The 25,362-nt window shown below is 47.7% G+C and carries 34 protein-coding genes and 1 tRNA gene; 7 read left to right on the plus strand and 28 right to left on the minus strand.

Going from position 1 to position 25,362, the window contains the following annotated elements:
- Positions 1 to 97: 97 nt before the first annotated feature.
- The 6 genes from AAHH42_RS14705 to AAHH42_RS02200 are packed head-to-tail and all read right to left on the minus strand — an operon-like array spanning position 98 to position 4,477.
- Positions 98 to 448 (minus strand): tail fiber assembly protein, encoded by a 351-nt coding sequence (locus AAHH42_RS14705; protein WP_425286309.1) that lies wholly within the window; start codon positions 446 to 448, stop codon positions 98 to 100.
- A gap of 3 nt (positions 449 to 451) precedes the next feature.
- On the minus strand, positions 452 to 1,981 hold the full coding sequence (locus AAHH42_RS02180; RefSeq protein WP_342221590.1) for a phage tail protein: 1,530 nt from the start codon (positions 1,979 to 1,981) through the stop codon (positions 452 to 454).
- Positions 1,978 to 2,586 (minus strand): phage tail protein I, encoded by a 609-nt coding sequence (locus tag AAHH42_RS02185; protein ID WP_119797036.1) that lies wholly within the window; start codon positions 2,584 to 2,586, stop codon positions 1,978 to 1,980. The genes AAHH42_RS02180 and AAHH42_RS02185 overlap by 4 nt, the downstream gene beginning before the upstream one ends.
- A 45-nt stretch (positions 2,587 to 2,631) precedes the next feature.
- Entirely contained in the window at positions 2,632 to 3,540 is a 909-nt protein-coding gene (locus AAHH42_RS02190) for a baseplate assembly protein (RefSeq protein ID WP_342221266.1), read from the minus strand.
- Positions 3,540 to 3,887: a GPW/gp25 family protein gene (locus AAHH42_RS02195; protein ID WP_342221591.1), complete on the minus strand. Its 348-nt coding sequence runs from the start codon at positions 3,885 to 3,887 to the stop codon at positions 3,540 to 3,542. Before AAHH42_RS02195 ends, AAHH42_RS02190 begins: the two co-directional genes overlap by 1 nt.
- Positions 3,884 to 4,477, minus strand: coding sequence for a phage baseplate assembly protein V (locus AAHH42_RS02200; RefSeq protein WP_342221592.1), 594 nt, complete (start codon positions 4,475 to 4,477; stop codon positions 3,884 to 3,886). Before AAHH42_RS02200 ends, AAHH42_RS02195 begins: the two co-directional genes overlap by 4 nt.
- A 157-nt stretch (positions 4,478 to 4,634) precedes the next feature.
- On the opposite strand from AAHH42_RS02200, the gene AAHH42_RS02205 reads away from it, so the two are divergent.
- Entirely contained in the window at positions 4,635 to 4,868 is a 234-nt protein-coding gene (locus AAHH42_RS02205) for a CopG family transcriptional regulator (RefSeq protein WP_119797039.1), read from the plus strand.
- Entirely contained in the window at positions 4,868 to 5,299 is a 432-nt protein-coding gene (locus tag AAHH42_RS02210) for a TA system VapC family ribonuclease toxin (RefSeq protein ID WP_342221593.1), read from the plus strand. Before AAHH42_RS02205 ends, AAHH42_RS02210 begins: the two co-directional genes overlap by 1 nt.
- A 27-nt stretch (positions 5,300 to 5,326) precedes the next feature.
- Here AAHH42_RS02210 and AAHH42_RS02215 read toward each other — a convergent pair whose 3' ends face one another.
- The 10 genes from AAHH42_RS02215 to AAHH42_RS02260 all read right to left on the minus strand — a co-directional run bounded on the left by AAHH42_RS02215 (position 5,327) and on the right by AAHH42_RS02260 (position 10,889).
- The gene (locus AAHH42_RS02215; protein WP_342221594.1) at positions 5,327 to 5,782 is read right to left on the minus strand and encodes a phage virion morphogenesis protein; all 456 of its coding nucleotides are present in this window, start codon (positions 5,780 to 5,782) and stop codon (positions 5,327 to 5,329) included.
- A complete protein-coding gene (locus tag AAHH42_RS02220) occupies positions 5,770 to 6,237 on the minus strand; it encodes a phage tail protein (RefSeq protein WP_342221595.1) in 468 nt (155 codons plus the stop codon). The genes AAHH42_RS02215 and AAHH42_RS02220 overlap by 13 nt, the downstream gene beginning before the upstream one ends.
- Before the next feature lie 6 nt (positions 6,238 to 6,243).
- A complete protein-coding gene (locus AAHH42_RS02225) occupies positions 6,244 to 6,714 on the minus strand; it encodes a lysis protein (RefSeq protein ID WP_342221596.1) in 471 nt (156 codons plus the stop codon).
- Positions 6,707 to 7,225 (minus strand): lysozyme, encoded by a 519-nt coding sequence (locus AAHH42_RS02230; protein WP_119797042.1) that lies wholly within the window; start codon positions 7,223 to 7,225, stop codon positions 6,707 to 6,709. Before AAHH42_RS02230 ends, AAHH42_RS02225 begins: the two co-directional genes overlap by 8 nt.
- The gene (locus AAHH42_RS02235) at positions 7,209 to 7,460 is read right to left on the minus strand and encodes an HP1 family phage holin (RefSeq protein WP_342221260.1); all 252 of its coding nucleotides are present in this window, start codon (positions 7,458 to 7,460) and stop codon (positions 7,209 to 7,211) included. Before AAHH42_RS02235 ends, AAHH42_RS02230 begins: the two co-directional genes overlap by 17 nt.
- Positions 7,461 to 7,478: 18 nt before the next feature.
- A complete protein-coding gene (locus tag AAHH42_RS02240) occupies positions 7,479 to 7,682 on the minus strand; it encodes a tail protein X (RefSeq protein WP_342221259.1) in 204 nt (67 codons plus the stop codon).
- A gap of 98 nt (positions 7,683 to 7,780) precedes the next feature.
- Positions 7,781 to 8,260, minus strand: coding sequence for a head completion/stabilization protein (locus AAHH42_RS02245; RefSeq protein ID WP_342221257.1), 480 nt, complete (start codon positions 8,258 to 8,260; stop codon positions 7,781 to 7,783).
- 96 nt (positions 8,261 to 8,356) lie between these two features.
- The gene (gpM, locus tag AAHH42_RS02250; protein WP_342221256.1) at positions 8,357 to 9,010 is read right to left on the minus strand and encodes a phage terminase small subunit; all 654 of its coding nucleotides are present in this window, start codon (positions 9,008 to 9,010) and stop codon (positions 8,357 to 8,359) included.
- A gap of 6 nt (positions 9,011 to 9,016) precedes the next feature.
- Positions 9,017 to 10,072: a phage major capsid protein, P2 family gene (locus tag AAHH42_RS02255; protein WP_342221255.1), complete on the minus strand. Its 1,056-nt coding sequence runs from the start codon at positions 10,070 to 10,072 to the stop codon at positions 9,017 to 9,019.
- 1 nt (position 10,073) lies between these two features.
- Positions 10,074 to 10,889 (minus strand): GPO family capsid scaffolding protein, encoded by an 816-nt coding sequence (locus tag AAHH42_RS02260; RefSeq protein ID WP_342221254.1) that lies wholly within the window; start codon positions 10,887 to 10,889, stop codon positions 10,074 to 10,076.
- Between the two features lie 163 nt (positions 10,890 to 11,052).
- Between AAHH42_RS02260 and AAHH42_RS02265 the strand changes: the two genes are divergently transcribed.
- The 3 genes from AAHH42_RS02265 (at position 11,053) to AAHH42_RS02275 (ending at position 14,283) form a co-directional block, all read left to right on the plus strand.
- Positions 11,053 to 12,816: a terminase large subunit domain-containing protein gene (locus AAHH42_RS02265; RefSeq protein ID WP_342221253.1), complete on the plus strand. Its 1,764-nt coding sequence runs from the start codon at positions 11,053 to 11,055 to the stop codon at positions 12,814 to 12,816.
- Positions 12,816 to 13,859 (plus strand): phage portal protein, encoded by a 1,044-nt coding sequence (locus AAHH42_RS02270; RefSeq protein WP_342221597.1) that lies wholly within the window; start codon positions 12,816 to 12,818, stop codon positions 13,857 to 13,859. Before AAHH42_RS02265 ends, AAHH42_RS02270 begins: the two co-directional genes overlap by 1 nt.
- Positions 13,860 to 14,094: 235 nt before the next feature.
- A complete protein-coding gene (locus tag AAHH42_RS02275) occupies positions 14,095 to 14,283 on the plus strand; it encodes a hypothetical protein (protein WP_342221598.1) in 189 nt (62 codons plus the stop codon).
- Between the two features lie 217 nt (positions 14,284 to 14,500).
- Here the strand turns inward: AAHH42_RS02275 and AAHH42_RS02280 are convergent, their stop codons facing one another.
- The 7 genes from AAHH42_RS02280 to AAHH42_RS02310 all read right to left on the minus strand — a co-directional run bounded on the left by AAHH42_RS02280 (position 14,501) and on the right by AAHH42_RS02310 (position 20,459).
- Positions 14,501 to 16,006 carry a Fic family protein gene (locus AAHH42_RS02280; protein ID WP_342221599.1) on the minus strand — a complete coding sequence of 502 codons (1,506 nt, stop codon included), beginning with the start codon at positions 16,004 to 16,006 and terminating at the stop codon, positions 14,501 to 14,503.
- A 4-nt stretch (positions 16,007 to 16,010) separates the two neighbouring features.
- Complete coding sequence (locus AAHH42_RS02285) at positions 16,011 to 18,140, minus strand: replication endonuclease (protein ID WP_342221994.1); 2,130 nt, start codon at positions 18,138 to 18,140, stop codon at positions 16,011 to 16,013.
- A 36-nt stretch (positions 18,141 to 18,176) separates the two neighbouring features.
- Positions 18,177 to 18,551, minus strand: a complete 375-nt coding sequence (locus AAHH42_RS02290) for a hypothetical protein (RefSeq protein WP_342221600.1) — start codon at positions 18,549 to 18,551, stop codon at positions 18,177 to 18,179.
- Between the two features lie 75 nt (positions 18,552 to 18,626).
- Positions 18,627 to 18,974 carry a DUF5347 family protein gene (locus tag AAHH42_RS02295; RefSeq protein ID WP_342221601.1) on the minus strand — a complete coding sequence of 116 codons (348 nt, stop codon included), beginning with the start codon at positions 18,972 to 18,974 and terminating at the stop codon, positions 18,627 to 18,629.
- 12 nt (positions 18,975 to 18,986) lie between these two features.
- A complete protein-coding gene (locus AAHH42_RS02300; protein WP_342221602.1) occupies positions 18,987 to 19,367 on the minus strand; it encodes a phage filamentation protein Fil family protein in 381 nt (126 codons plus the stop codon).
- Positions 19,368 to 19,845: 478 nt separating this feature from the next.
- Positions 19,846 to 20,190: a hypothetical protein gene (locus AAHH42_RS02305; RefSeq protein WP_342221603.1), complete on the minus strand. Its 345-nt coding sequence runs from the start codon at positions 20,188 to 20,190 to the stop codon at positions 19,846 to 19,848.
- Positions 20,187 to 20,459 (minus strand): Cox family DNA-binding protein, encoded by a 273-nt coding sequence (locus AAHH42_RS02310; protein ID WP_342221604.1) that lies wholly within the window; start codon positions 20,457 to 20,459, stop codon positions 20,187 to 20,189. The genes AAHH42_RS02305 and AAHH42_RS02310 overlap by 4 nt, the downstream gene beginning before the upstream one ends.
- A 145-nt stretch (positions 20,460 to 20,604) precedes the next feature.
- Between AAHH42_RS02310 and AAHH42_RS02315 the strand changes: the two genes are divergently transcribed.
- The gene (locus AAHH42_RS02315) at positions 20,605 to 20,832 is read left to right on the plus strand and encodes a transcriptional regulator (protein ID WP_425286318.1); all 228 of its coding nucleotides are present in this window, start codon (positions 20,605 to 20,607) and stop codon (positions 20,830 to 20,832) included.
- A gap of 200 nt (positions 20,833 to 21,032) precedes the next feature.
- On the opposite strand, the gene AAHH42_RS02320 is transcribed toward AAHH42_RS02315, so the two are convergent.
- The 5 genes from AAHH42_RS02320 to AAHH42_RS02340 form a co-directional block, all read right to left on the minus strand.
- Entirely contained in the window at positions 21,033 to 21,248 is a 216-nt protein-coding gene (locus AAHH42_RS02320; RefSeq protein ID WP_342221606.1) for a Derepression protein, read from the minus strand.
- The gene (locus AAHH42_RS02325) at positions 21,248 to 21,466 is read right to left on the minus strand and encodes a helix-turn-helix transcriptional regulator (RefSeq protein WP_342221607.1); all 219 of its coding nucleotides are present in this window, start codon (positions 21,464 to 21,466) and stop codon (positions 21,248 to 21,250) included. The genes AAHH42_RS02320 and AAHH42_RS02325 overlap by 1 nt, the downstream gene beginning before the upstream one ends.
- Positions 21,467 to 21,580: 114 nt before the next feature.
- Positions 21,581 to 22,039 carry a hypothetical protein gene (locus AAHH42_RS02330; RefSeq protein WP_342221608.1) on the minus strand — a complete coding sequence of 153 codons (459 nt, stop codon included), beginning with the start codon at positions 22,037 to 22,039 and terminating at the stop codon, positions 21,581 to 21,583.
- Positions 22,040 to 22,442: 403 nt separating this feature from the next.
- Positions 22,443 to 23,687 (minus strand): integrase domain-containing protein, encoded by a 1,245-nt coding sequence (locus tag AAHH42_RS02335; protein ID WP_342221609.1) that lies wholly within the window; start codon positions 23,685 to 23,687, stop codon positions 22,443 to 22,445.
- 194 nt (positions 23,688 to 23,881) lie between these two features.
- Positions 23,882 to 23,958 (minus strand) — tRNA-Pro (locus AAHH42_RS02340).
- Positions 23,959 to 24,196: 238 nt separating this feature from the next.
- Between AAHH42_RS02340 and rfaQ the strand changes: the two genes are divergently transcribed.
- Positions 24,197 to 25,351, plus strand: coding sequence for a putative lipopolysaccharide heptosyltransferase III (gene rfaQ / locus AAHH42_RS02345; protein ID WP_119797533.1), 1,155 nt, complete (start codon positions 24,197 to 24,199; stop codon positions 25,349 to 25,351).
- Positions 25,352 to 25,362: the final 11 nt, after the last annotated feature.

Genomic DNA, 25,362 nt, shown 5'->3' on the forward strand with positions numbered 1-25,362 from the left:
TATAAAAACTATTTTATACCAATGTATTAATGTGAATTACTACAATCAATTTATATCGCTTCTACTATAATTATGATTAATAATAATTAAGTGAAAACTACTCTATCACGACAGGCCACTCACTCTCTGCCGTCGTGGTATCCAGGCGATTTAGCGCCACGCGATAGTGTTTCCAGGCGTTAAGCGCTGTTATTTCATCCTCAGTAGCAATCCCTAACTCCAGCGCATCTTGCAGGGGCGCGATTCTCGTCGTCGCTTCTCTAAGTAAATAACGGCGCTTTTCAGCACAAGCTTTCGTTTGCCGGGCAGTCAACGCCTGTTGATGCAGCGCCATCGCTTCCGGCCAGCTAAAACCCATTTCGGTCAGTTGATACGGATCGGCGGGAACATTGACGTATTGATAGCCATTTTTATCGGTGAGTGTTTCAAGATAGAGCGGTTCGTTCATCGGTTAACTTCCTTTTTTGGCTTCGTAGCGTTTGTCGTAGTCCAATGAGTATGGCAAGGTGGCATCTTCATAGTCATCACCCAAATTCGGATCGCTGGCAGCGAAAGATTTCGCCATATATCTGACTTCAAAGGCCACACCAATATGAACAGCATCTTCAACTTTGGTCTTGGTTTTGCCACCACCCGCAGTAGTATGGCGCGACATCTCGACTTTTCCCTCTTCACGAGAAGAAAAAATCCCACCAAAATTGCTGGTCACAAAATAGGTCAATCCCCCGCGCAAGTAACAGCCACTACGTGTCGGACAGTCAGCAACAGCACCTGCGGTATAACCTGCATGAAGGGGATAGTTTCCCTCCATAGGGCGAGCCACACTGAGCATGTGGAAACGAATGGCTTTGACCGTTTTACGATACCTTTGCTGAAGGCGTTTGATGGTCAAATAATGGGCATCTCCGCCCCAACCACAATCTCCCCCTTCTAGTTGCACCAATAATCCCGCCAAATGTGTCACACCTTCCCCAAACGGGGTTTTATGCCCATCATAATGATAAGGCCGATGGATTGTCAGCCAACTGTTTGCGCCGGCATTCGCTGGGTTTTGCCACCACACGGGGTAATAGCGCTCGGTACTCAGGCCAGTAAAATCAATTTTAGTCGTGTAACGCGACTCGCCTTCAAGGTCTTTGGCCTTGACGGTTTTTTGCCAATTGTCTAGTCTCACGACCCGCATATCATCGCCTTTCATTAGCGTGTTGGCCGTGGTGCCAACAGGCATGCTAGCGGCAGCGGTTAAACCCAGATTTTTGATAAACAGGGGCTTGTTGAGAATATCCGCCCCATTTTGTTCTTTTGCCAGTTTGCTATTGGCATTGTTATTCGCATCGCGGGCTAATTGGTACGCGGTTTTTACGGCTTTGGGCGTCGCGGCGACGGTTTCACTGTCACTGTCAGTGGCGCTGCTGAGGGTGACAAAGCCTTTTTCTGTTTTACTCGCATCGGGGTGATTGCGGGATTTTTCATGGGCTGAGAGTAATTTATCCGCATACACTTTGACTTCAATTACCTTGTCATCAACGTATTGACGGGTTGCCAATACCACTGCCGGATCAATTTTCAGTGTGACTGCTGCCGTACTGCTGACAATCAGTATCATGCGCAAGGTTTGTATGCGACCGCTGCCTTGCTGGAGTTGCGGTTTGTAGGTTTCAGGGCAGTTAGCCAGCGCGATAAGGGTGTCGTCGCTGTCAAACAGGCCGATTTCACGTATCCACCATCCGCCTTCTTTTTCAGGGATCACCTGTTCTGCAATCAGTTGGCTGGTATTGATGGGATCGAGGCTCAGTGAGTTCAGTGCCGCGCGGCGGCGTTCACCGATAAGCCGGGTCTGGCTGGCGTCGGGCGTGGGTAAGCTGCCGCCACCGTCACCGACCGCCATCTGTGTGATTTTCAGCTGGGTTCCCAGTGCGGTGGCATTGGCCAGTTTTGCCGCACCTTGATGGGTCAGTAAGGCATAAAATTTTTCGTTCATGAGGTGATACTCAGATTGTCAATGACATGGACGGCAGCGCCGTGATACGCGGTGCCGGTGACGGTAATCGTTTCAGGGAAATAGGGATAGACGGTGAGTTCATCACCCTCATAGCAGGCAGCACCGACACAGGCTGAACCCTGTGTATCCAGATTGATGGACAGGCCAATCAGATGGCGGCTACAGGGTTTAGCCTGCTCAATCAGGCGTTCCAGCTCGACATACATGGCTTCGGTGATACCGGTTTCGATGACCCCGATATCCAGTCGAAACGTCCCAGGGGGGTCGTTAGTTTGCCACCACTCGATAACCCGTATCAGGGTGCCGAGCGGTTCAACCATACGGCGCAGTGCTGCAATCGTCCCTTTGTGTTTATGCACATAAAAGGCGGTTTTAATCACCGCCCGTTTGGTCGCCTCTGACCAGCTTTCATCCCAGCGATCCACTGACCATGCCCACGCCAGATAAGGGAGCAACGCGAGCGGGCAGTTATCTGCATCCCACAATTGGCGCAGGGGAAGCGGTATCTCACTCAAGCCCGCACAGGCGTGAGCGGCTGCGATTTCTAATGCCGAGGAACCCACTGGCAACAAATGGTTATTCATTAATGTCTCCTCGTTAAAGAAGAAAAACTGACCCATCTCAGACAGCTATTCATCACAGCCGTCTATTTTCAAGCTATAACCTGTGCACCAGGCGGCCTGGGTTTTATCCAGTATCACATCACGTAAGGGGGCAGCCAGTTCTACCCGCTGTACCCCCTTGACATGCAGGGCACCATAAATCGCCGACAAACGGATATCACGCCCTAAACGACGTTGCGTACTGATATAGGCAGTGAGACGATTTTCGGCAGCCATGCGGATCGGTTCGGCTTCCGGTTTAGGGTAGAGCGTGAGCGTGGCATCAATGCGGTAATCAATAATGGTTGCCGATTGTACGGTGAGGCGATCAGCGACGGGGCGGATGTTTTCATCATTGAGTGCGCTGTTAACCCGTGTTAGCAGGTCTACCGAAGCAATACCGTTGTTTTCTCTGGATAATACCGTGAGGGTCACGCAAGCTGGCGAGGGACTGATGGCGGAAGCATCGGCTACACGGCCATCGGCACTGAGAGCGTGAAATTCGTAAGCACCGGTCGAACCAGCAACACTTAAGCCTTCAAAGGCCTGTTGAATGCGAAGGCGGAAATCGGTGTCATTTTCTGTTATCAACGCCAGCGGCGGGATAACGTCAGGATTGGCTGCTTGAAGGATTAAGCGTTTAACCTGGTAGTTGGCGCCAATCTGATCGAGATCGGCGTCTTTGGCATAGGCCAACAGGGTGGCTTGCGCGGCTTCGTTGATCCGTTGGCGTAATAGTAATTCGCGGTAGGTGTTTTCTTGCAGTAGTTTGGTGATCGGCTCGGATTCATAGTTGAGCGTCTGGCTAATCGCCGCTTGCTGTTCTGGGGGCGATAAGGCAATAAACTGCGCTTTACGCTGCTTGAGGAGCGTTTCAAAATCCAGCGGTTCTACCACCTGGGGGGCCGGCAGTAAGCTTAAATCCAGGTTAGGCATTATTTTCCTCCTATCGGTAAGGAGAGCCTGAGAGGAACCCCGGTATCACTGCGATGGCCGCACAGGTCGATTGTCATCGTACCGTTGCTATCAGAGGTAATGTCGATGGCGCTCAGGGTGAGGCGGTTTTCCCAACGTAATAAGGCACTGTAAATGGCGGCCATCATTCTGAGGCGCAGTGCCGGACTCTGCGGGCTGTCGATCAGGGTTGAGAGCAGCGAACCGTAAGCACGGCGCATCACCCGTGAGCCTTGTGGGGTGATGAGAATGTCACTGATCGATTGGCGAATATGCGCGATGTCGCTGATCGCTTGACCACTGTGGCGGTGCATACCAAGGTACGTCATCGGGGGTTCCCACTGTTATTGCCGCCACTTTTTACCCCGCTGTATTGATGGCGGTGCAGGGTGATACCGTTAGAGGTCAGGTTACCCCCGCTGTGGGTGAATTCTCCGGTGATTTTGCCACCCTGATTAACCTGTAAGCGGTCGGTGATCAGCTGTTGTGTGCAGGTGACAACCGGGGTATCCAGGGTGATGGCACTAGCGGCGGTTATCGTTGCAGTTTTGATGCCTGTTAGCACTAAGTGGCTGGTTTTTGGCTCATAGGCAAAGTGAGCACCGTCCGGGAAAGTCAGCATGATCGCATCCGCTGAAACCGAAGGCGCTGGGTTAACATCGGAAAAGACCGCCGGTAAAACAAATGCGGTGGTCAGTTCGCCACCCAGACTGAGGATCAGGACTTGTTCACCCACCGAGGGTGCAGACCAGCTTTTGACACGCCCTGCACGTAACGTGAGCCAGTTTAGCCAGTCGGTTTCTAATTCACCGGTTTTTACGCGGCATTGTCCTTGGGCCGTATCCACGGCGGATACCGTGCCAATCCGGATCAGGTTTGCCAGCAGGCGTTGATATTCTGCATGATTGAAGGTTTTCATGCCGTCAGTGTGCCGCGTGTGCGATATTCGGGCATGTTATTGGCGTTGTGTGGGGAGTGGGACAGGGGAGGAACTACATGTTGATTTGAATATCGATGACAAAAAAGACTATTTGATGTAAGATGCGTGATGATTGATGCTATTTGCGGGAGAGAATATGCGAACAACACTGGCTATTGATGATGATATCCTTGCGGCAGCTAAGGGGCTAGCAGCAAGACAAAATAAGAGTTTGGGAGCAGTGATTTCCTCACTGGCTAGGCAAGCATTACGACCTACCCATGTACCTAGTTACCCTAAACGTAATGGTGTTCCGCTGTTGTTAGTACGTAGTAACGGGATGTTAGTGACACCAGAGTTAGTGAACCAGTTACGTGACGAGTTACCGTAATGACGTTTTTACTTGATGTCAACGTGCTAATAGCATTGATCGATCCTGCTCATATTCAACATGACGCTGCACATAATTGGTTTAAAAAACAAGGGCAACAAGCTTGGGCTACCTGCCCGTTAACTGAAAATGGTGTACTACGTATTGTAGGGCATGAACGGTATCCAAATTCACCAGGCACACCTGCAGTGGTCGCAGAATTGATGACAACCTTGTGCTCATTGCCCGGTCACTGTTTTTGGCCAGACAACATCAGTTTATTGGATACGGAAAAACTGGATGTGACACGCTTACTAACTTCAGCTCAACTGACTGATAGTTATCTTTTAGCATTAGCTTGTGCCCATAACGGACAACTTGCTACTTTTGATCGACGTTTGGTGACAGATGCTGTGTATAATGGTGCACGGAGTTTGCATCTCATTCAGTGACTGCCTGTTGTTCAGATACAATACCCCCTACCCCACCAGATGCGCCAACGCAAGATCAGTGATCATTTCAATATCCCTGTCAGTCAACCCCAGTAACGGGCGGCTTTCGTAACGCACGGTCACGCCGTTGCGTGTCACTTTATCCTGCAGGCCATAATGATGCACCCGTGCTACTTGTGTGACTTGGCTCGTAAAACTCACCATGGCTTCATGGGCGTTACTGTGGCTCTTTAAAAACCGGGCTGTACGTAATTTGCTGAACATTTTGCGTTTAATACGTCCGTTTTTGTCACGGCGTTTTTTCTTGCGCGGTGCAAACGAGGTACCGTCGGGTTCCTGTTGTGCTTGGATGCGCTGTTTTTGCCGTTCCCGTAGCTTTTTGGCTATCTGGCGCGTGAAAGATTTCCTACTGGCTGGTGATAATTGCTTCAACAGGTTGGCGAGTGCCTGGCTGAGCTGATCGCGGGTATTTATTGTTGCCATTGTGCCACTTTTTCCTCTTTGATAAAGAGTTCATAACGGCGGTGTGTCGTATCAGGGTCAGGCGGTTCATCCAGATGGGTGACCTGTAAGACGCCCTGTTCTTCTTTGACGATGACCCGTTCGGTCAGTCTGAGATTAATGCTGATATCACGCAGGCTGTTGTTTAAATGATCGGCTTCAAAGGTCAGTCCTTCTGCGCGGGTAGCATGTTGCGCCATGATGTCGGGCTGATGGGTGCGTAACCAGTGTAAAATAGGTACAAACAGGGTATCGGCGTCGTCTGCATAATCGGTGATGATCAGATTGAGGGTGTATTGGTATTCAAAGGACAAGGACGACGCCAATGTGGAGACAATAGCGCCCCGATCAATAAAAATATGCAAGCTATCGGGATTTTGTTTGAGATAAGGCACGGCATCTGTCAGTGCCTTTCTTAGCAAAGTGGGTTTTAACATCGCGGGTTATCCTGGGTGAGTTAAGCACACTGTTTGAATGTAAGCCTGTAATCCCGCTATTTGCTGAGTTGCGGTTTTGATACGTTCTCGGAGATGGAAATAATGTTTGATAGCGGTGTCGTTAAGTCTGGCGCGGGTACCATCATCCAGGCGGGCGGCGGTGGCGGCGTGGGGCACGGGTTTCGGGCAAGTGGCGTTGAGCTGCATCCTACGGTGCTTATCATTAACATCACGTTCAAGGGCAGCCAGCTGAGTTTTGGCATCGGTTAATTCCTGTGTATAGTGACTGTCAATGGCCGCGAGCTGTTGGCGCTGTTTTTCCAGTGCCTGGATAAGGAAAAAGGCCGTATCGCGCTCTTGGGTGATTGTTTTGATGGCGATATCCTTTTCTACGGTTTCTTCGTGATAATAAAAAGCCGTGAGGAGTAATCCGCTAAAAATCAGTACCAGTACGCCGGTAACGAGTCGATTAAGCATCTAACCCCCAACAGCTGAGTACACTTTCCTGTGCGCGTCTGAGAGGCTGACCCGCACAGTTATTGGCTCGAATACGGCAGTCTTTGCCACCATCGAAGATCCAGCGTTTAATTTCTGCACAGGCTCCGAGGGTGTCACCGGCATTGAGTTTGCGATAAAAAGTGGACGCCGTGCATTTACCGGCACCGATATTGTACGGGCAGAATGAGGCAATACCGGCTTTCTGCACGTCGGTTAGCGGCACCTTGATATGCTGCTCTACCCAGGCAATCGCCTTATCCACCTCCATTTTGTTAACCTGCTCGCATTTTTCGCGACTGAGTTGCAGCCCTTGTCTCACCGGCTGCCCATCAACCCGCGTCGCACCGCGGCAAATCGTCCACACGTTAGCGCCATCCTGATAGGCACTGAGTCGGTTGCCTTCTTTCTCTTGTAGGAATTGTGCGAGCAGGATCGCAGTACTGGCACCGGCTACGATTAAGGTCTGGATTTTTTTACTGAGTGGGCGCATTCTGACCACCTTGAGTGCGTTGTGTACGTTGGTGTTCAGTCAGCTGTTGGCGCTGGAGTGCGTGGATTTCCTGTTGACGTTGATCTTCACGCCGTTTGTAGTAACGGTTATTGAGGTAAGTCCCCATTGCCAACACGACGCCGATCAGCGTTGCCCAGTCCTGTAATGTCCAGGCACCCAGACAGGTCAGCAGCCACGCCGATGAATAAGAAAGCCAAGAAGTGTGTCTGTCCATGCGGTGTTTTCCCTAGCATCAGTCCCACAATTGGAGATGTTGTTTGAGGGGAGAAGGCGTCGGATCGGGCATGTCCACACTGTAGCCGTGCGGCAAGATAACGCCCGCGTCGGCGAGTCCGGGGTTACAGGCAAAGATCTGTTCCGTCACGCCCTCGGTACGCTGGTAATAACGCCAGCATAAGGCGTCTACCGTGTCGTTTTGCTGTGCAAAGATTTTCATGACCGTCGCTCAAAGTGATTAATGGGTTCCATGTTTAAATGCGTTCGAGATTAAAATGGTTCAGGGTTAAATGTGTTCAAGATTAAACGTGTTTAACGTTAAATCAGCTCAATGGTGGTGCGAGTGAAGCCTTGTATGTCCTGGATTGCCCAAGCCGCATCACGGCGGAGGTGATCAATCGTCTCTTCCCGTGCTTCTGCCCGTTTCGTGCCCGAGGCCGTGGCATCAACGCTGCGAAACCGTTCCGTTACTGTGGCCTGTATCAGGCAATAGACAGCACGGCGGTAGAGGAGCAGGCAGCTACTTTCATTGCCTACCTGCTTCGCAGGCACCTCAACCAGTGAGGGATAGCCCGCCTGTTGTTGTTTTTTTCGCCATGCTGCAAGCCGATCATGGGTTTCATTGAGGGCACTGTGTGCCGCTTCAAGTAAACGCGCGGGAGTGAGTGTGCCGTCTTGTCGCATGGCATCACGGTAGTGCTGGAGATCGAGATCCGGCCAGAACCCATTATTTTTGATGAATTGTTCAGTTTTTATCCCGGCTTCATCCCCCATTGGGTTGATTGCAATGCTGACCATTAACTTTCTCTCAATAAAAGGGCGGTGAACGGGCGCATTGATAGCAATACATTTGTCCTGTCAATTGCCCGTGCCGCCCTGCCGTTGGGCATAGGGTTAAGCAGCATGAAGTAATTTTTCAAGCTGTTTGATGTCGGTTTTGACCCCACTGCGGCTGTCCAGGGTGAGTGCCTGCTTTAAATGGAGACAGGCGGGGTCATATTTCCCATCTTGACGCAGGGCATAGCCCACCATTTTATGCAGACGGGCTTTGACCGGATCGGGCATGTCTTGCCCGTGTAAAAGGTGTTGCGCCCGCAGCAATTGGACAGTATCAAGCGGGCGTTTTTCGAGCAGTGTTCGGCTGGCTAGCGCCGCCACTTCCTCGGCGATTAAACAAGCCGTGGAACGCTGGAAACTGTCCGGTGTAGCCAGATCGTGTTTGATAGCGTAGTCAGCAATGTCGAGGGCACGGGTGAGATCGCCGACATCCAGTTGCCAAATCAGCGTGCGCATCAGGATCGCATCTTGCGTGCCTGTGCCGTTAGCTAGTACGCCTGCTACCCACGGGCTGTAGGTCGGTAACAAGCTGCGTTTGACTTCAGCTTTGCGGCTGATCGAGGCAATGCTTTTTAGGTGCAGTAAATCCTGCTGTAATTTAAACAGCAATAAGTCGTAGGTGCTGGCATGGCGCAGTCCCGCCGTCTCACGCGATGAGGCCGCTTGCTGGGCAGCAACAAACTGTTTATGGCGACGGACAGGATTGCTCATGGCGTGTTAATCCTCGGCAAGCGGCGTGATGTCGCCAATGACGATATTTTCAATCAGTGCGGTGCAGCCGTAATCTTCCACCACGTAGGCTTCATTGACTGATTCAAAATTTTCCACCCGATCACGTTTCGGGTTGTCAATGATCGCGCGACGGCGCGTCCCTTCCTGCCAGTAAATCGACAGGTTATCCAGACGGGTAATTAACAGCGCGTTAGCCGGGAAGTAAGGTGCGCGGACAGCGGGTAGGCCGCCGATCCGTTTTTGGCTGATGATCAGATCGGCTGCCAGGCTTTCGCTGTTGGCTTGGTTCTGGTTGATAATCGGAAAATATTTATCCGCCAATAACGCACGACCGCAAATCACCACCAGTTCGGTATCATCCTGAAACCATGTTTCAATCAGTTCATCGACCGCATTCATCACCAGTGCATCCAGATTGGCAAAATCCCCGCCTTGACCGATGCGGATGGTGTCTGACGTCACCGCCCCTTGTGCATTGATGATTTTATTCATCACCTGTGAGGCGGCCTGGGCGCGGATATGCTGTAACCAGCCGATATTGACATCTTGCAACAACGGATTTTGGGTCGCATTGGAGGTGGCTTCCCGTTTGATGCCGTTAAAGCCAATCATGATGCGATCTAAGGCTTGCCGTTTAACCAGCGTGTCACGGATCAGCGGTTGAAAGTGGGGGAATTTTGCCCACATGTCCAGCTTTTGATAGCTGAGAGCGGTATCAAAGTTGGTTTGTGTGCAGCGGTAGGGGTGGTTGTCCAGGCTAGTGGGATCGGCAGGGCTGCGTTCTTTTTCGCTAGTCTGCGTGGTACTGGCGATCGGACGTTCAATCCCTAAGCCCACTTTTTCGCCGGTTTGTTCATCCACCGGAAACAGGTTGATTTTTGATAAAAAACTGCTGCTTTCCTGTTGTTTGGCTTCCAGTCTTTGTGCAATCGACGGTTCGACGGTGAATTTTGCGGCGATATCGGCGGGGTTTTCCAATCCGTTGAGCGTGACGACCTGATGAATATATTGGTTAAATTGGCTGCGGGTGTGTTTTTTCATGTTAGCAATCCGTCAGGTGAGTTGGGTTGGCACCCGTGGTCAGGGGGCGTGAGTGGGTACTGCGATCCGCGTGAGTTAACTGGGCAGTGAGTGTGGTCACGCTTTGTTGTGTTGTCTGATGCGCGGCCTGTAATGCCGTGACAGTGCTTTCTAGCGCTGTTAAGTGAGCACATTTTTCGGCTAGCTGTTGCTGATGCTCGGCTATCAGGGAGACCGCCTGATGGATATCCGTGAAACGTGCGTCATCGCTGAGGTGTTTTTTGCCAAACAGGGCTTTGACGCTGTGAAACAGCGCCGGTTTTTGTTCGGTTTCAAATTCCAGCGTGATTTCTTCCGCTGCGCTAAACAGCGCCTCTGCCTGGCTTTTACGTGATGCCAGCGGGTTATGTTGACTGTTAGCACAGAAGGTGAGCATTTCAGCGCCCAAGGATGCCGGGTTGTCGGTGAAGGCGATGCCAGTCAGGTAAGCTTTACCGGTATCGGCGAATTTGAGCACGTATTCAATGCTGGTGTACACCTTTTGCCGATTTTCTCGCAGTTTGACCAGTTCCTCGGTCGCATCTACCTGAACCAGTAAGGCGATTTTTCCTTTAAGCGGGCCGGCGCTAATTTCTTCATATTTTGTTGCGACGATATCGCCATAAGCACGAAACGGGCTATCCGGTAACAGGCTTTTGATGTGTTCCAGATTGGCACGTGCGCCGCGATAGGACGGGTTATAACTTTCCGCCATTTCAATAAGGTGTTGCCGTGAAATGCTGCGCCCGTCACTGGTCGCTCCCTCAACGGCGGCGCGGAAAAAGGTGGATTTTGCCATGCTGTTGGCTCCGGTTAACAATGATGGGGTCTAGGATGGCGAGCCGAGCGCACGTGAACAATCCGTCGCTGTTGTTTCAGTGCTAGCACAGCGCGTCGCGAGAGAGGGAGGGGGGGTTGCACGGTAGCCTTGCGGGATCTGATTCAATTAAGGTTATTTTTGCATGGATAACATCACCCTGACGAGGGAGTTAGATCCGCGCCGTCAAGCCATGTATTTGTATTGGCAGGGGCTACAGGTGGCGCGTATCGCTGAAATCTTAGGCATCAAGGCAACGACGCTACACAGTTGGAAACGTCGTGACCAGTGGGATCAATATGGTGTGTTGGAAAAGATGCAACTCACTACCGCCACACGCTATTGTCAGTTGGTGGCTATCGAGGCAAAGAGTGGGCGTGATTTCAAAGAGTTGGATGCCCTGGGGCGTCAGGCAGAACGGCATGCCCGTATCGGCAAATACAATAATGGGGGCAATGAAGCCGATCTGGATCCGAACCGGGCAGCGCTCCCGCGAGGAAAACGTAAGGTGTCGGTGAAAAATGTTTTTTCAGACGAGCAGATTAGCCAGCTGGCGACCTTATTTCAAGCGTCCTTGTTTGCTTATCAGCGTGCGTGGTATCAGGCGGGTTTGGATGATCGTTTTCGCCTGCGTAATCTGCTGAAATCGCGGCAAATCGGGGCGACGTTTTATTTTGCCCGTGAAGCCTTGCTTGATGCGTTGACCACCGCACGTAATCAGATGTTTATTTCTGCTTCGAAGGCGCAAGCCCATCAATTTAAACATTATATCGTCGATTTCGCCGCCGAAGTGGGCGTAGAACTGCGCGGTGATCCGATTTGTTTGCCCAATGGGGCCGAATTGCATTTTTTAGGCACCAATACCAATACCGCGCAGGGGCGGTCCGGGTGTTTGTATGTCGATGAGTATTTTTGGATCCCCGGTTTTAAGAAGTTACGTCGTGCGGCCTCGGGCATGGCATCACAAAAACGGTATCGGCAAACCTATTTTTCCACGCCCTCGAGTGTCAATCATGAAGCCTATCCGTTCTGGAATGGCACCTTGTTTAATCAGGGACGCGCGAAAAATCAACGCATTGAGGTCGATGTCAGTTATCCGCGTCTGGCTGCCGGCGCTTTGTGTGAAGACGGGCAGTACAAGCAGATTGTGACCCTTGAGGATGCGCTGGTCGGTGGCTGTGATCGCTTTGATATCGCGCAATTACGGCGTGAGAACAGTGATGACGATTTTGATAATCTGTTTATGTGTCAGTTTATCGACGATGCGCAATCGGTATTTCCGATGAAGGAGATGCAACGTTGTATGGTCGACAGCTGGGAGCAGTGGCCGGATGTGAAATTACTGGCAACGCGACCTTATGGGTATCAACCGGTGTGGATTGGCTACGATCCGGCTAGTACCGGTGATGCCTCGGGCTGTGCGGTGATGGCGCCGCCCAAGGTGGCAGGCGGGAAATTTCGCGTGCTGGAACGTTTTCAATGGCACGGTATGGATTTTTCCGAGCAGGCACGGCATATCCAGACACTGACTGAGCGCTATAACGTGAGCTATATCGGCATTGATGATACCGGCCTGGGGCGGTCTGTGACCCAGCTGGTCAGGCAATTTTTCCCCGCCGTGCAGGCCATTCATTATACCGTCGAGATGAAAACCGATCTGATTTATAAGGCCAAGGATGTGATCACCTCGGGCAGGCTGGAATTTGATGCCGGTGCGATGGATATCGCCAAGGCGTTTATGTCGATCCGCAAAACCTTGAGCGCCAGTGGTCAGCGTGCCACCTATGTCACCAACCGCGCCGAGGGCACCAGTCATGGCGATGTTGCCTGGGCGATTATGCACGCCCTGTTTAATGAACCGCTGGCCGGTATCACTGTCAATAACAGCAGTTTTATGGAGTTATTTTAATGCGTCAGTCTGATAAAAAACACCGTGATAATCACAGTACCCGGCGCCTGCAGCAGAATACAAAGCAGTCTTGTGAAGCCTTTACTTTTGGCGATCCTATCCCGATGCTCGATCAGCGGGATATGTTAGATTATCTGGAATGCGCGATAATTGACCGTTGGTATGAACCACCAGTGTCGTTTCATGGGCTAGCAAAATCCTTTCGTGCCGCGGTGCATCACAGTTCACCGATTTATATGAAGCGTAATTTGCTGGTAAGTCTGTTTCAACCGCATCGCTGGTTATCCAAACAAGATTTTAGCCGCTATGCGCTGGATTTTTTAGTGTTTGCCAATGCCTTTTTAGAGGTGCGCACTAACCGTTTGGGCGGGGTACTAAAACTGGTGCCCAGTCCGGCAAAATATACCCGCTGCGGCGTTGAAGCGGGCACCCATTGGTATGTGCAATCCTGGGCAGCGCCGCATCTTTTTGCTGAAAATAGCGTCTTTCATCTGCTCGATCCGGATATTAATCAGGAAATCTACGGCGTACCGGATTATCTGGCGGCGCTGAATTCAACCTGGCTGAATGAAGCTGCCACGCTGTTTCGGCGCAAATATTATCTCAATGGCAGTCATGCCGGTTTTATTTTGTACATGAACGATGCGGCGCATAAACAGGAAGACATTGACCGCTTGCGCCAAGCGTTGAAAGAATCAAAAGGACCGGGAAATTTTCGTAATCTGTTTATGTATGCCCCGGGCGGTAAAAAAGACGGGTTGCAACTGATCCCCTTGGCAGAGGTGGCAGCCAAAGATGAATTTATCAACATTAAAAACGTGACCCGTGATGATCAGCTCGCGGCACAGCGGGTACCGCCGCAACTGATGGGCATTTTACCGCACAATACTGGCGGTTTTGGTGATATCGAAAAAGCGGCACGGGTATTTGCCATCAATGAACTGGCCCCGTTGCAAGAGCGACTGAGTGAAATTAATGACTGGCTGGGTGAAGAGGTGATCCGTTTTAAACCGTACGAATTAGTTGAAAAAGCGTCAGCATGAAAGTGCAAGTCTAGACTGCATAGATCCGCAAGTTTTTTTGCGGCCTTATTTACCTCGAAAATCCAGGCCACAACAGGTTTTGTCACGGATCCACAGGTGCATAAAAAAGCCGATCATTAAACACAGCACGCGCGGGCGCGGGGAGCACCCGCTTTCGTAATTGAAGAGTATAGCTGCCCTCACTTTGCGACAAGAGGGAAATAAGAAAGCTTCTGATGCCAGTGCAAGTGACTAGTTGCGCCTCTCTGAACCGGGTCAAGGTAACACGTTGGGTCGCCCGTTGACTCCGATGGTGCAGCGTATCAAGGCATGGTTAAGTGCAGGAAACGAGGTGCGTATTTTTACCGCCCGTGCAGAGACGCCAGACGGGGTGATAGCGGTACAACATTGGCTGTTACCCCAAACTTGTTGTGACCAATGTTAAAGACAGCCAGATGAGCGCGCTATGGGATGATAAAGCGATCCGGGTGGTGAAGAATACCGGCCGAGCCTGTCACGCCTGCGTGGGTGTTAACCACTTTTCTGCGCAGGAGGGGGAGTTATTGACGGATTGTTAATCCTTTATAGCTTGAGCAATTGAAAAGTGACCCGTGAGAAAAACAGTGAGTACGGATTGATGTGAGTAACGTTTTTAAATGTGATTATTCAAACAGGGCAGGTACCACATTTTTCAGCTTGTCTATCGACAATTTGCTAGCATAGTGTGCAGGGGTTGTACCGCTTCCTCCTGTTTTCCCCATAACTCCTGCCTTTACCATCCTCTCTAAATGCTGTCGTGCTGATGTTGGCGAAATGCCTGCTTTTTCAGAAAACTCCTTGATTGTATAGGTTTTTTCTGGAAAACAGATAATAGATTTCAGTAGGATAGCTTGTACTGGCGGCAGTTTTGCCATGATCCCATGATCAAATAGCCACGTATCAAATTCACGTATTTTAAGTGCGGATACCCTGACATACTCTAGTGTTTCCTGAATTGCACGTTCAAATATCGAACATTGATAGCTGATGAAATAGGTAAGATCCATCTCATCCGTCTCTGTTTTCAAATAGGCTTTGCCGTATTTGATCGGGGCTTTCTGTAGCAATTTCGAGATTGAGATATAACGAAAGGCTTCATACCCGCAACGGAATAGCAACCAATAACTCAGGGCTCTGGCGACCCTGCCGTTACCATCATTAAAAGGATGAATATAGCCTAGGCAAAAATGGGCAATACACGCTTTGATTGCGGGATGCAAATATCCCCTCCATGTTTCAAGGGTCTCATGGGGAGTATTTAGCCATTTTATCAATGCTTTTACTATATGGGGTAAAGCGAAGGCGACGGGGGGAGTGTGGACAACTTCGTTATTATATCCGGCAATATAGACATTGTCGCCAGTGCGGATCTTTCCCGGGGTGTATTTTTCATCATCGATACCTTGGCAGCAGTTTGAATGAAATGCCATTAATATCTCCATGCTCATATCATCAAAGCGCCGCTCCCACGCCAGATCCATTAAGCGTTTGTTACCGATAATCATCCGCTCGCCTTCGGTTCTGGCAGGTCGCCCCTCCTGAAGCATTTTTTTTGCCACAACACGGGTGGTTGAAGCCCCTTCCATCTGACTGGAGGCAATACTCTCTTCGTCAATAAAATCTTTGAAGAGGGTGCCATCGAGAGAATAACCTTGCATAATTTCCTGCAACCCTGCTGATGTACAACGACGGTCAATCAAAGAGGTGATTTTTTGCATATAAGGTGTCAGTACATAGGAAGACGATGTATGCAAAAGATGTTCTGATTCTCCAAGAGTCACCTTCCAGCCGTCACGGGCAGTTTTTATCAATGACCATTGTACTAATGCATGGTCTCTGTTACGAGTTCTGTCACAAATATCTTGCCAATGAAGATAGCGCCCTTTGTTGTCTACTACTCTTCGCATCAAAGCGATTTCAGCAATCTCCAAGATTTCTGGCTGTGCTTTGTTATACAGTATCTGCGCACATTCGACAGGATCGGTGATGAATGCTGTTCTTGCTGGCGGCTTTTTCATAACCTTGCTCTCTTTTTTTAGCCAATATGAGAACAATGTATAGCTAGATGGACGGTTTATCAATGTGTCGAGCATTTTTTTACCCCGTTGACGGCAAGCTATTCCCCACATTTCCTCAAATCCTCATCGGCACCGCCCCTTTCCCCCGCTTTTTACTATTGATTATTTGTCGCGCAAGGGGACAGTTATTGCCACGAGTCCGAGTCCGAGTCCAAGGGACGGTAACCCTGTCCTGAAGGGCAACACCTAACCCCAGATCACTTTCTGCCTGATTAACAGGATGAACAGGCTGCTTATCACTTTTCGCCTTACGCACCTTTTTCCACGTATCCACATGGGTACAAATCCGTGACGCCATGCCCAGCCGGGGCGACCACACCCCGTAAATTTTCACGCCCTGCTCACCGTAGGCATTCAGGGTCTCAGATTTGATATAAGCGGTACGTACAGTATGGTCTTTACGTGGGATCAATACCCCGCCTTGCTTAATAATATAGGTCGCCATACAACCGGCATCGGCGGCAGCCAATACATCATCCATCGGCTTATCATCAAGTAATTGCGTGCTTTTTTTCGATTTTGCTTTGCGCTGCAATTGACCGGCCAGCAAACGCAATTCACGGTACGTTTGACGCGAAGGAATACCAAAAAACTGAAATTGTCGTACCCGATGCAAACTTGCCCAGGCTACCGCGTTTTCAACTGATTCATTAAGTGGCTTACCGGTCTCGGTACTTAATAGGGGCTCATCGGTCGCCTTATCAACGACTTTTTTCAGTACGGTGCCATCCATATTTTTACTGATGTATTTCGCCAGATAACTGGTGGGCGACCCTTTACTCTTCAGCACCGGCTTGACATCAAAGCGTGGTTTGATATTTTTTCCTAGCTCCTCACGATCGCTACGGATCGCAAATTCACGTAACACCGCGGTAATGGCGACCCGATCTTTTCTCGCCATAAAACACAGCAAATGCCAATGCACGGTACCATCATGATGAGGCTCTGCTACCCGCACGCCGTACCAGCGCAGCCCCATTTTGTTCATCTTTTTGCGCACACCCGCAAACAGAGCGACCAGATAATCACTGCTTTCACGTACCGTATGGGTTGCCCATTTGGGATTAGGTTTACCGCAGGATAAGGTAGCGTGATAGCGCGACGGACAGGTAAGGGTATAAAACATCGCATAATCGCCACGCTGTTCTGCCAGATTTTCCAGACCTCTGGCGGTGGTCATCATTTCCAGATGACGTAAGTGAGGATTGCTGGTACTCGCGTTAACCACCTTTTCCATGTCCAGCGTCACCCCGTCCTCATTCACCAGTTCATGTGAGCGGATAAATTCCCGTGCACGGCGATCCTGCTCACGCTTACGGGTCAAGGCATCATAGCTGACATAGGCAGAAGCTTGTTTATGCACCAAACAAATGGCACGGTATTGCTCCTCACGCCATTCACAACGCAACCGCCACAGTTTACGTGCCCACCAGTCAGCACAACACAGCCGTGCCAGTGCGCCAGGGATCAGATGATAAGGCATTTTGCCACGGTGCTGGATATGCTCACGCAAACTGTGCCAATGCGGGGGTGTAATAGAAAACCGTTTAGCTTCCGCGGCCACACGCTGATAAAGTCGCAATATTTTATCCGGATCCGTATTATCATCCGGTAACACCTCGGCGCAGGCACAGAAAAACAGTTCCATATGTCCTGCCACCCTCGCTGCCACATTCTTTACTTCCTTTTGCATCAGTGTCGGTAAATCCAATAACACGCGTAGCGCAGGATAGTAGGTAACACGCTGATAATCCTCCGTCCTCTGCTTTTTACGCACGGTTTCAAGACGGTGCAAGACTGGCTTAATCACCTCCAATAAAAAGGTTTTGGCTCTTGCTTCACCGCCCTCACGACGCAGATAATCCAGGCGCTGCTGCAACGGCTGCTGGATAAATTTCGGCTGACGGCGTAAATCTGCTTGTATTGCTAATTCGGGATCAGCCTGCCACTTCCGTTTTATGTGATCGAGATGAGCAAGATGATTGGCTTGCGCCACCTGACGTTGCCAATAGGCTTCTATCCTCGGTTCCAGGATGGCAGGCAATTGCTCGCGCTCCCACATTAACGGAGAAAAAATGTGACAGGGGGCAGGATTGAGAGAACGCGGTGCGGGGATAGGGATTTCTTCTAAATAGAGGGTCATCGGTAACGGCCTTGTTTTTGAATAAAACGATTCCCACGTCATCACGTGTTTATTTATTTCAGGTATGAATTAATGGCGTTAATCAGGAAGTCGATAATGCTCGATATACGTTATGCGATTAGGCAGTAATAATCTGCGTTTTATTCCTGGCCCTATTTCGTATTCATCTGGATCTAATAGCGGGACAGGTTTAAACACCTCGTGGCACGCTCTACCGATACGTTGTATTTCATTCTGCTTGTCTTTGTGCCTTTTATTTTCTAACGTCAACCCATGATGGCGTATTAGTCCTTTAATTAGCGCTGAGAAGGATGAATAATACGCCAAGAGTTTAAGATAATTGTCACCGACATTTTTTGATGTGTCAGAGTCGATTTTCTTTTCATGTAAAATAAACCATGAGTTATTACGAGTGATAACATAACGGTTATCGATTTCAATATACAGGCTCATCGTGCTTCCCTATTTAGGGTAGAGGAATACCGACACAATAACGTGTCTATTTATTTAAAGAATTAACGGATAATATTATTCATTTTTATTTGGTAAAGGGTCACAATCGATATAACTCACCCTCTCAGGAAATAAGCTGACAGCAGCACGTAAACGAGTAATCGCGTCAATAATATTCATCTGTTCTTCTGGAGATACCTGTTTAAAGGTCAACGCATGCTTTTTCTTTTCAATACCGGCCAAATAATACAGCGCTCCTTTCATTTGTGGATCGGTTTCCTGCATTTCAGTGATCAGCGCGGGAATAACCCCTTTATATTTTGCGTCAGGAAATGCCCCCCATAATAACGCGATGTGCTTAAGACTGCATTGACGCTGTTCTAAATTCAGCGGGACGACACGTGCTGGCTCTGTATTCGCCATAACCCCTCCTTATTAAGCAAAAATCCCCATCAAATGTGCAAACCAACGGCGGCGTGGTTTATTGATGACGGGTGTACTCATTCCTTTAATAAATTGTACATCCTGCGCATTAGGCTGAACACGGCGACCATCAGGGGTCTCCAGCCAGCCACGGCGATGACGGCGATGCGTAATGTGCAACGGGTTATCTGGCAATACGGCTACGGATGTGCAGGTTTTTATTAACATGGTGCCATCTCCATTAAGTGAAAGAAGTGCCGGAATGTTTACCCCGTCCGGCGCGGGTTTGTGTGGTACTATTTTTATGCCGGCTTCTGCTCTACTAAAGATGACGCCGGCATAACCTCCCACCACAACAAGGGAAATAGGTTGATGTTTAACAATAAAACGCAAAGTGCGATTAACATTCGCATCTCATTTAATCGCCCTTGGTACTCTCTACGAAGACATTAAAATCTCTGCATTCAATTTGAAAAGATTTTATTCTTAGCATGAAAAAGAAATGACCGCACTGCCTAAAAAATAGATAAAGATAGAAAAATATGAATTTCAGGAGAATATTTTCAGTTCTATCGTGATGGTATTTAAGCTTGTGCATTATAATAAAGCACTTCCCAAACATATATACTCCCATTGCACCATAGACTTTGTAATATCCCCGTTGCACCTTAGAAGGTAAAGTGACAGGGAATGGCTTAATTGTCATAAATGTCATCTCGAAATAGCGTTAAAACACAGTGTGTGACAGTGTGTATTTTAAAATTCATCACTTATTCCTGTAATAAATACAACCTCTTCATAATGCTAATTTAGGGGAAGGTTTTACATTTTGATTTAAAGAGCATGACGCGTTTTGCGTTTAATGTCTTCTTCATGTATAAGAAATTGCTGCCAACCGGTTAATTTGGTATGTTTCTTTCGGTATGCATAGATTGCCATCACAATACCGTAGGCCATCACAGCGAGAGTAATCAGGGCTGATAGCACGAGTTCTGTTGAATAATTCATCATCATTCCTCTCTATTTTCTTCGTCTGATGTAATTGATTGATGTAGTCTGTTGCTTGTACCAAGGTGTCAACCTTGCCAAACGATTGATCACCTAACCACAGGTGATAACGGATCATTGGTTGAGCCGCAGTTCTCGGCAGGCGGACAAGGGTAAATCCACGGTATTCCTGTGAGTGGCGACTGATTGGGCTTGGTATGTGGATCATGCTGGTTCCCCTAATCCCAACCACATTAGCCATCCGTCACGAATTTCTTTAGGGCGTTTTTCGTAAGCAAGTTTTATGCCTTCATTCCACGCGGGGAGATAGATCCAATACTCAGAACGTGATGTTGAGGTTTCCGGATTACGCATTTCTACTATTGGTAGTTTCCCCTTATCAATCATTCCTTTGACTGCTTCTGGAGTTTTACCAATTAAGCGGGCAAATTCTCGATACGGTAATACACTAGATATACTTACGATTTCTTTGCTCATCTGATAACCTTCTTATTGGTTCCGACAAACAGCTTGTAGTTACTTACAACTGCTTATAGCTATATTTCGGTTGTTTATGTGATAAATAATTTAGTGGATAAGCACACATATGTCAATATGCACACAAGGTGAAAAATTGAAATTGATGCGTGAGTCAGAGAGAATTAATCGTCGTGAAATGAGCGAACTTGTTGATATTCCTTACGGAAGTTTGACAGGTTACGAGTTAGAGCGTGTAAAAATGACAGTTGAGGTAGGCATGAAAATATTCAGGCATCCGAAATTCAATAAGTACATGATGTGGTTTATGACTGATCAGGTATCCCCAGAAGCCGGACAGATTGCACCTGCTCTATACGTTAGCAAGGCATAATGGCTTTTTTCTTGAAAGGTTAGACCAAATATTCTAGACATTGGTTAGCTACCTACAAAATATGAATTTTCTAAGAAAAACATGGAAGTTGTAGCGAAAAATACTTTTCAAGCGCCGAGTTAACCGGCGCTTTTAGTTAGATTAACTTACAGTATTAATCTCATCATGCAAAAAATAACATAATCATCACTCAAGCATTTTTATTTCTTAAGAAAATCTTCATACAGACCTTTATCTTTTAACTCATTTAGTACGTAAGAAATATCATCCGTAATATAATTAAATAAATGAGGTATAAAAAATCTATAGATCCCGTTTACTTCCTGATGAATAAGATGTACGTGTAGAAAAGCCAATAAATCTTTTGAACGATTTAATTTGTGATAGCTCTCAATACTCATTTGTACATTTTTCATTATGCGATCTCCATATCTTTTAGTGAGCGTTCTAAATCTCTTGCCCTTAACCAACCCTCAACTTCATCGGCATACCATCCAGTACGACGAATACCAATGCGAATAGGTTTAGGAAAATCATGTTGTTTCCACATTTCGTCAAAGGCACTGTCTGCGGAAATACGTAGAATGGACTTAACTTCTTTCTTCAGTAGTATTTTACGATCTAACATTGACATCTCTCTATTTTCCTTAAGTAAACTGGATGACCAGCGGATACAGATAAGATTGATCTTTTTGCTACAGATAGAAAGAAAGAGAGGGCTTAATAAGCCCTCTCGTCTCTTAATGCGCTATTGTGTTCTTTTTTTTATCACTTTTATCTCTTCACACCATCGCTTAATGGTATCTTTATTGAACTTGTGGTTATAACCCGCCTCAGTCACATAAGCCGACAATATGTTTGCGGCTTGAGTATAATTAGCTGAAATAGTGCCGTGTGTTTTTTCGTAAAGAGTGACAATGGCTATTTTACAGGCTGTCGATAGTCGACCCGTGTTGCTAATACTAGCTTGGTTACGACGTAAAATGATGGCGTTAGGAATGGGCTTCCCTGTAATCTTAAGTCGGTGAATTAATGCCTTTCGCTGTAGATAAGTGATAGAAAAATTCTGAACAGTATTAAAATAAGCGGCGTCTCTCAACGCGTTTATCATGGACTCCGTTTCTGTTTTGCCAAATTCTTGATAGTCATCAAAAGGAAGAGGATTGAAGGGCTTACGATAGAGTGCCACAGGGGGAAAGGGTGGCACTGCCTTTAATTATTCGGGACAGATAAGAATGCGCTTCGCAGTGATTTAAATAGCCTTCAGTGATAAAAGCATCCAACACAACACTTAAATCCATGTATGCAAACTCGGCGTATTCGTCAAGGAATGAATCGTTCATTAATTAATGCCTATTATCCACTTCCCGATGATTATCGGAGAATGTCAGTTAATATTTGAGACCCGTATTTTATGCATGAAAGAGAAGGGGTCTACAGAAATCAACATCAACACCTGATGATAACGTTATGTTTCGACTGTTTTCCCTTATTCCGATCTTATAGCAGGGGCCATGTAACATGATTGACTTGACCAGTAAATATTACTTAATATCAATATATTAGTGTAAATTATCACAGTCAACTTATACGGCCCCTGCTATATGGCTCTATTTGATTCGTAATCCTCTCACGCCTTCGGCGGCAGTAAATTTCCCTGTTGCAGATTGTTCAACGAATTCACCCCACCAATCCATCAAGACTCTACGTTGTTCCAAATAAGTGCTACGGTTGTAGGCTCGGCGTACTTCGTTGGTATCAACATGAGATAAAGCGGCTTCAATCACATCCGGAGCAAACCCTTTTTCATTCAGTGCAGTACTAGCAATCGCCCTCAATCCATGTGAAACCAGTATCCCCTTATAGCCCATACGCCGCAAGGCTGCATTGGCCGAAGAGCTATTCATTGGGAGAGAGGGATCTTTAAAGGAGGGAAAGACAAAAGGCCGGTGTGCACTGATCGATTTCATCACCTCCAATACCGCAAGCGATTGGGGAGAGAGTGGCACAACATGTTCACGGCGCATTTTCATCCGACCGGCTGGGATTGTCCATGTTTTATCTATCAGATTGATTTCATCCCACCGGGCGCTAGCGGCTTCTGCGGGTCTAGCAATCGTCAGTAGCTGAAATTCTATCACCAGTCTCGTTTGTAACTCTATATTGGCAACGGATAAAGAACGCATCAAATCAGGTAACTGTTCTGGCCTAATCGTCGGCATGTGCTTAATCACTGGTTTTTCAAAGACCTGACTGATTTTCGCAGCAGGGTTGGCTTGAAGTAACCCTGCATTAACGGCATAGTTCATCACTTCATTAATACGCTGAGTCACCCGCCGCACTGTTTCCAAACGGCCACTGACACGAATCGGCTCCATCGCTTGTATAAATGTTTGTGCGGTCAGTTTCGTGATAGCCACCCCTTCCACATAAGGGAAAATGTTCTTTTCCAGTGATCGCCATATATCGTTAAGCGTATGCGCTCGCAACCCTTTTGATTTTTTTACTGCAAACCAGTCGGCAGTAATTTTAGCAAAGGTATTGTTATTAGATGCCTTTTCTTTTTCTTGTTGCTGCCTTTGTTGCTCCTGTGGGTCGATTCCTTGTGCCAGGAGTGCTCTGATCTCTTCTCGTACACGTCTTGCTTCTGCCAGCGATAAAGTGGGGTAATGTCCTAGTGTTAAGGTTGTTCGCTTTTTCGTTGAGGGATGATAGTAACGTAGACGCCACGTTTTAACACCTGATGATTTAACAAACAGCAGCAATCCACCGCCATCATACAAAGATAACTCTTTATTGATTGTTTTTGCTGCCTTCACTTCGGTATTAGTCAGAGGTTTTGCTTGTATTGCCATAATCACCATTAATAGGACTATGGGACTACCTATTTTGGGGACTAAAAGATAGAGTCCCAAATCTAGTCCCTAAAAAACAGAGTATAACCATGCCACACTCAAAGATAACAGGCAACAAAAAACCCGCAAACCTAGTTAGAATGCGGGTTTTTGTAGGATTACAGTCAGTTGCTAATACTGGCTGATAATGTATTTGGTCGGCATGAGAAGATTTGAACTTCCGACCCCCGACACCCCATGACGGTGCGCTACCAAGCTGCGCTACATGCCGACGCTGTTGCATGGTACATTTTCTTGCCGCGAATGCAAGCATTCGCGCGACGAACGCTTATATCTTAAGCGGTTAGTATTAAATATGTGCCAACTGGTTAAATAGTTCTCAATGGTAGTGATATTCGAGATATGGCATGAGTATTCGGTATCTACCTCAAAAAAAAATTGCCATTGAGTGACCCATTAATATAGCATAACCGCCTTTTTGTTTGTTGCCTCTAATGGTGTGTCTTACAATGAATCTGTCTAATGAAACCGAATTATCCGCCGGGCAACAACGCTCTCGCTCTTCTTCACCCATTACCCTCAATGGATTATGTAATAAAGATAATGTCCAACGGATCCTTGTGATAAAACTGCGTCACTTCGGTGATGTGTTGTTGACCACGCCCCTGCTTAATACCCTAAAAATCCATTTTCCTCATGCTTTGATTGATGTCCTTGTTTACAGTGGCACTCAGGATATATTGTCGGCGAACAAAACGGTTAATCAAGCCTGGACTGTTATGCGTGGATCAAAATATACCAGTGTTAAGGCTCAAATTTGTAGTGAGTGGGCTTTGTTTAATAATCTGAAACAACAAGGCTATGATTTAATCCTTAATTTATCGGATCAATGGCGTGCCGGGCTTTATTGTCGTTTACTACAACCTAAATTCAGTATTGCTTTTCACTATTCAAAGCGTGATAACTGGCTATGGCGTTACTGTCATTCAAAGTTGGTCTATATATCCAATAGCACGGAACAACATACGGTACTGACTAATCTTGCTATTCTGGAGCCACTACAGTTAACTGATGTTAATACTGAAGTGACCATGGCTTACAGCATGGCTGACGTTGAACGTATAACGCAAATTTGTCAGCAGTGGAAACTAGATAATTATATCTTGATTCAGCCAGGATCCCGCTGGAAGTTCAAAACCTGGTCAAGTGCTTCTTTCAGCCTATTGATTGATCATCTTATTATGCAAGGCAAAATGGTTGTATTGACCGGTGGAAACGATAAAGCTGCATTGGATCATATTGCCGATATTGTTAATGGTTGTGCTAAAAAAAATGGTTCCCAAAACAGTAAGCTTATTAATCTTGCCGGTACACTCACTTTTCCTGAGCTGGCCGTGTTAATTGACCGTGCCTGTTTGTATATTGGTGTCGACTCGGTAGCTATGCACATGGCAGCAGCATTACACACACCATCAGTCGTGTTATTCGGACCCACTAATCTTAAACAGTGGTACCCTTGGCAAGCACGGCATACTCTATTGTGGGCAGGTGATTATCGGCCTTTACCCTCTTCTGATGAAGTTGATACTAATACGACTGAGCGTTATCTGGATGCCATTCCGGTACAGGACGTTATCAAGGCAATCGATTCTGAATGCTCATAATTAGCGTATTT

This window comes from Candidatus Fukatsuia endosymbiont of Tuberolachnus salignus (assembly GCF_964030845.1).
Taxonomy (GTDB): domain Bacteria; phylum Pseudomonadota; class Gammaproteobacteria; order Enterobacterales; family Enterobacteriaceae; genus Fukatsuia; species Fukatsuia symbiotica.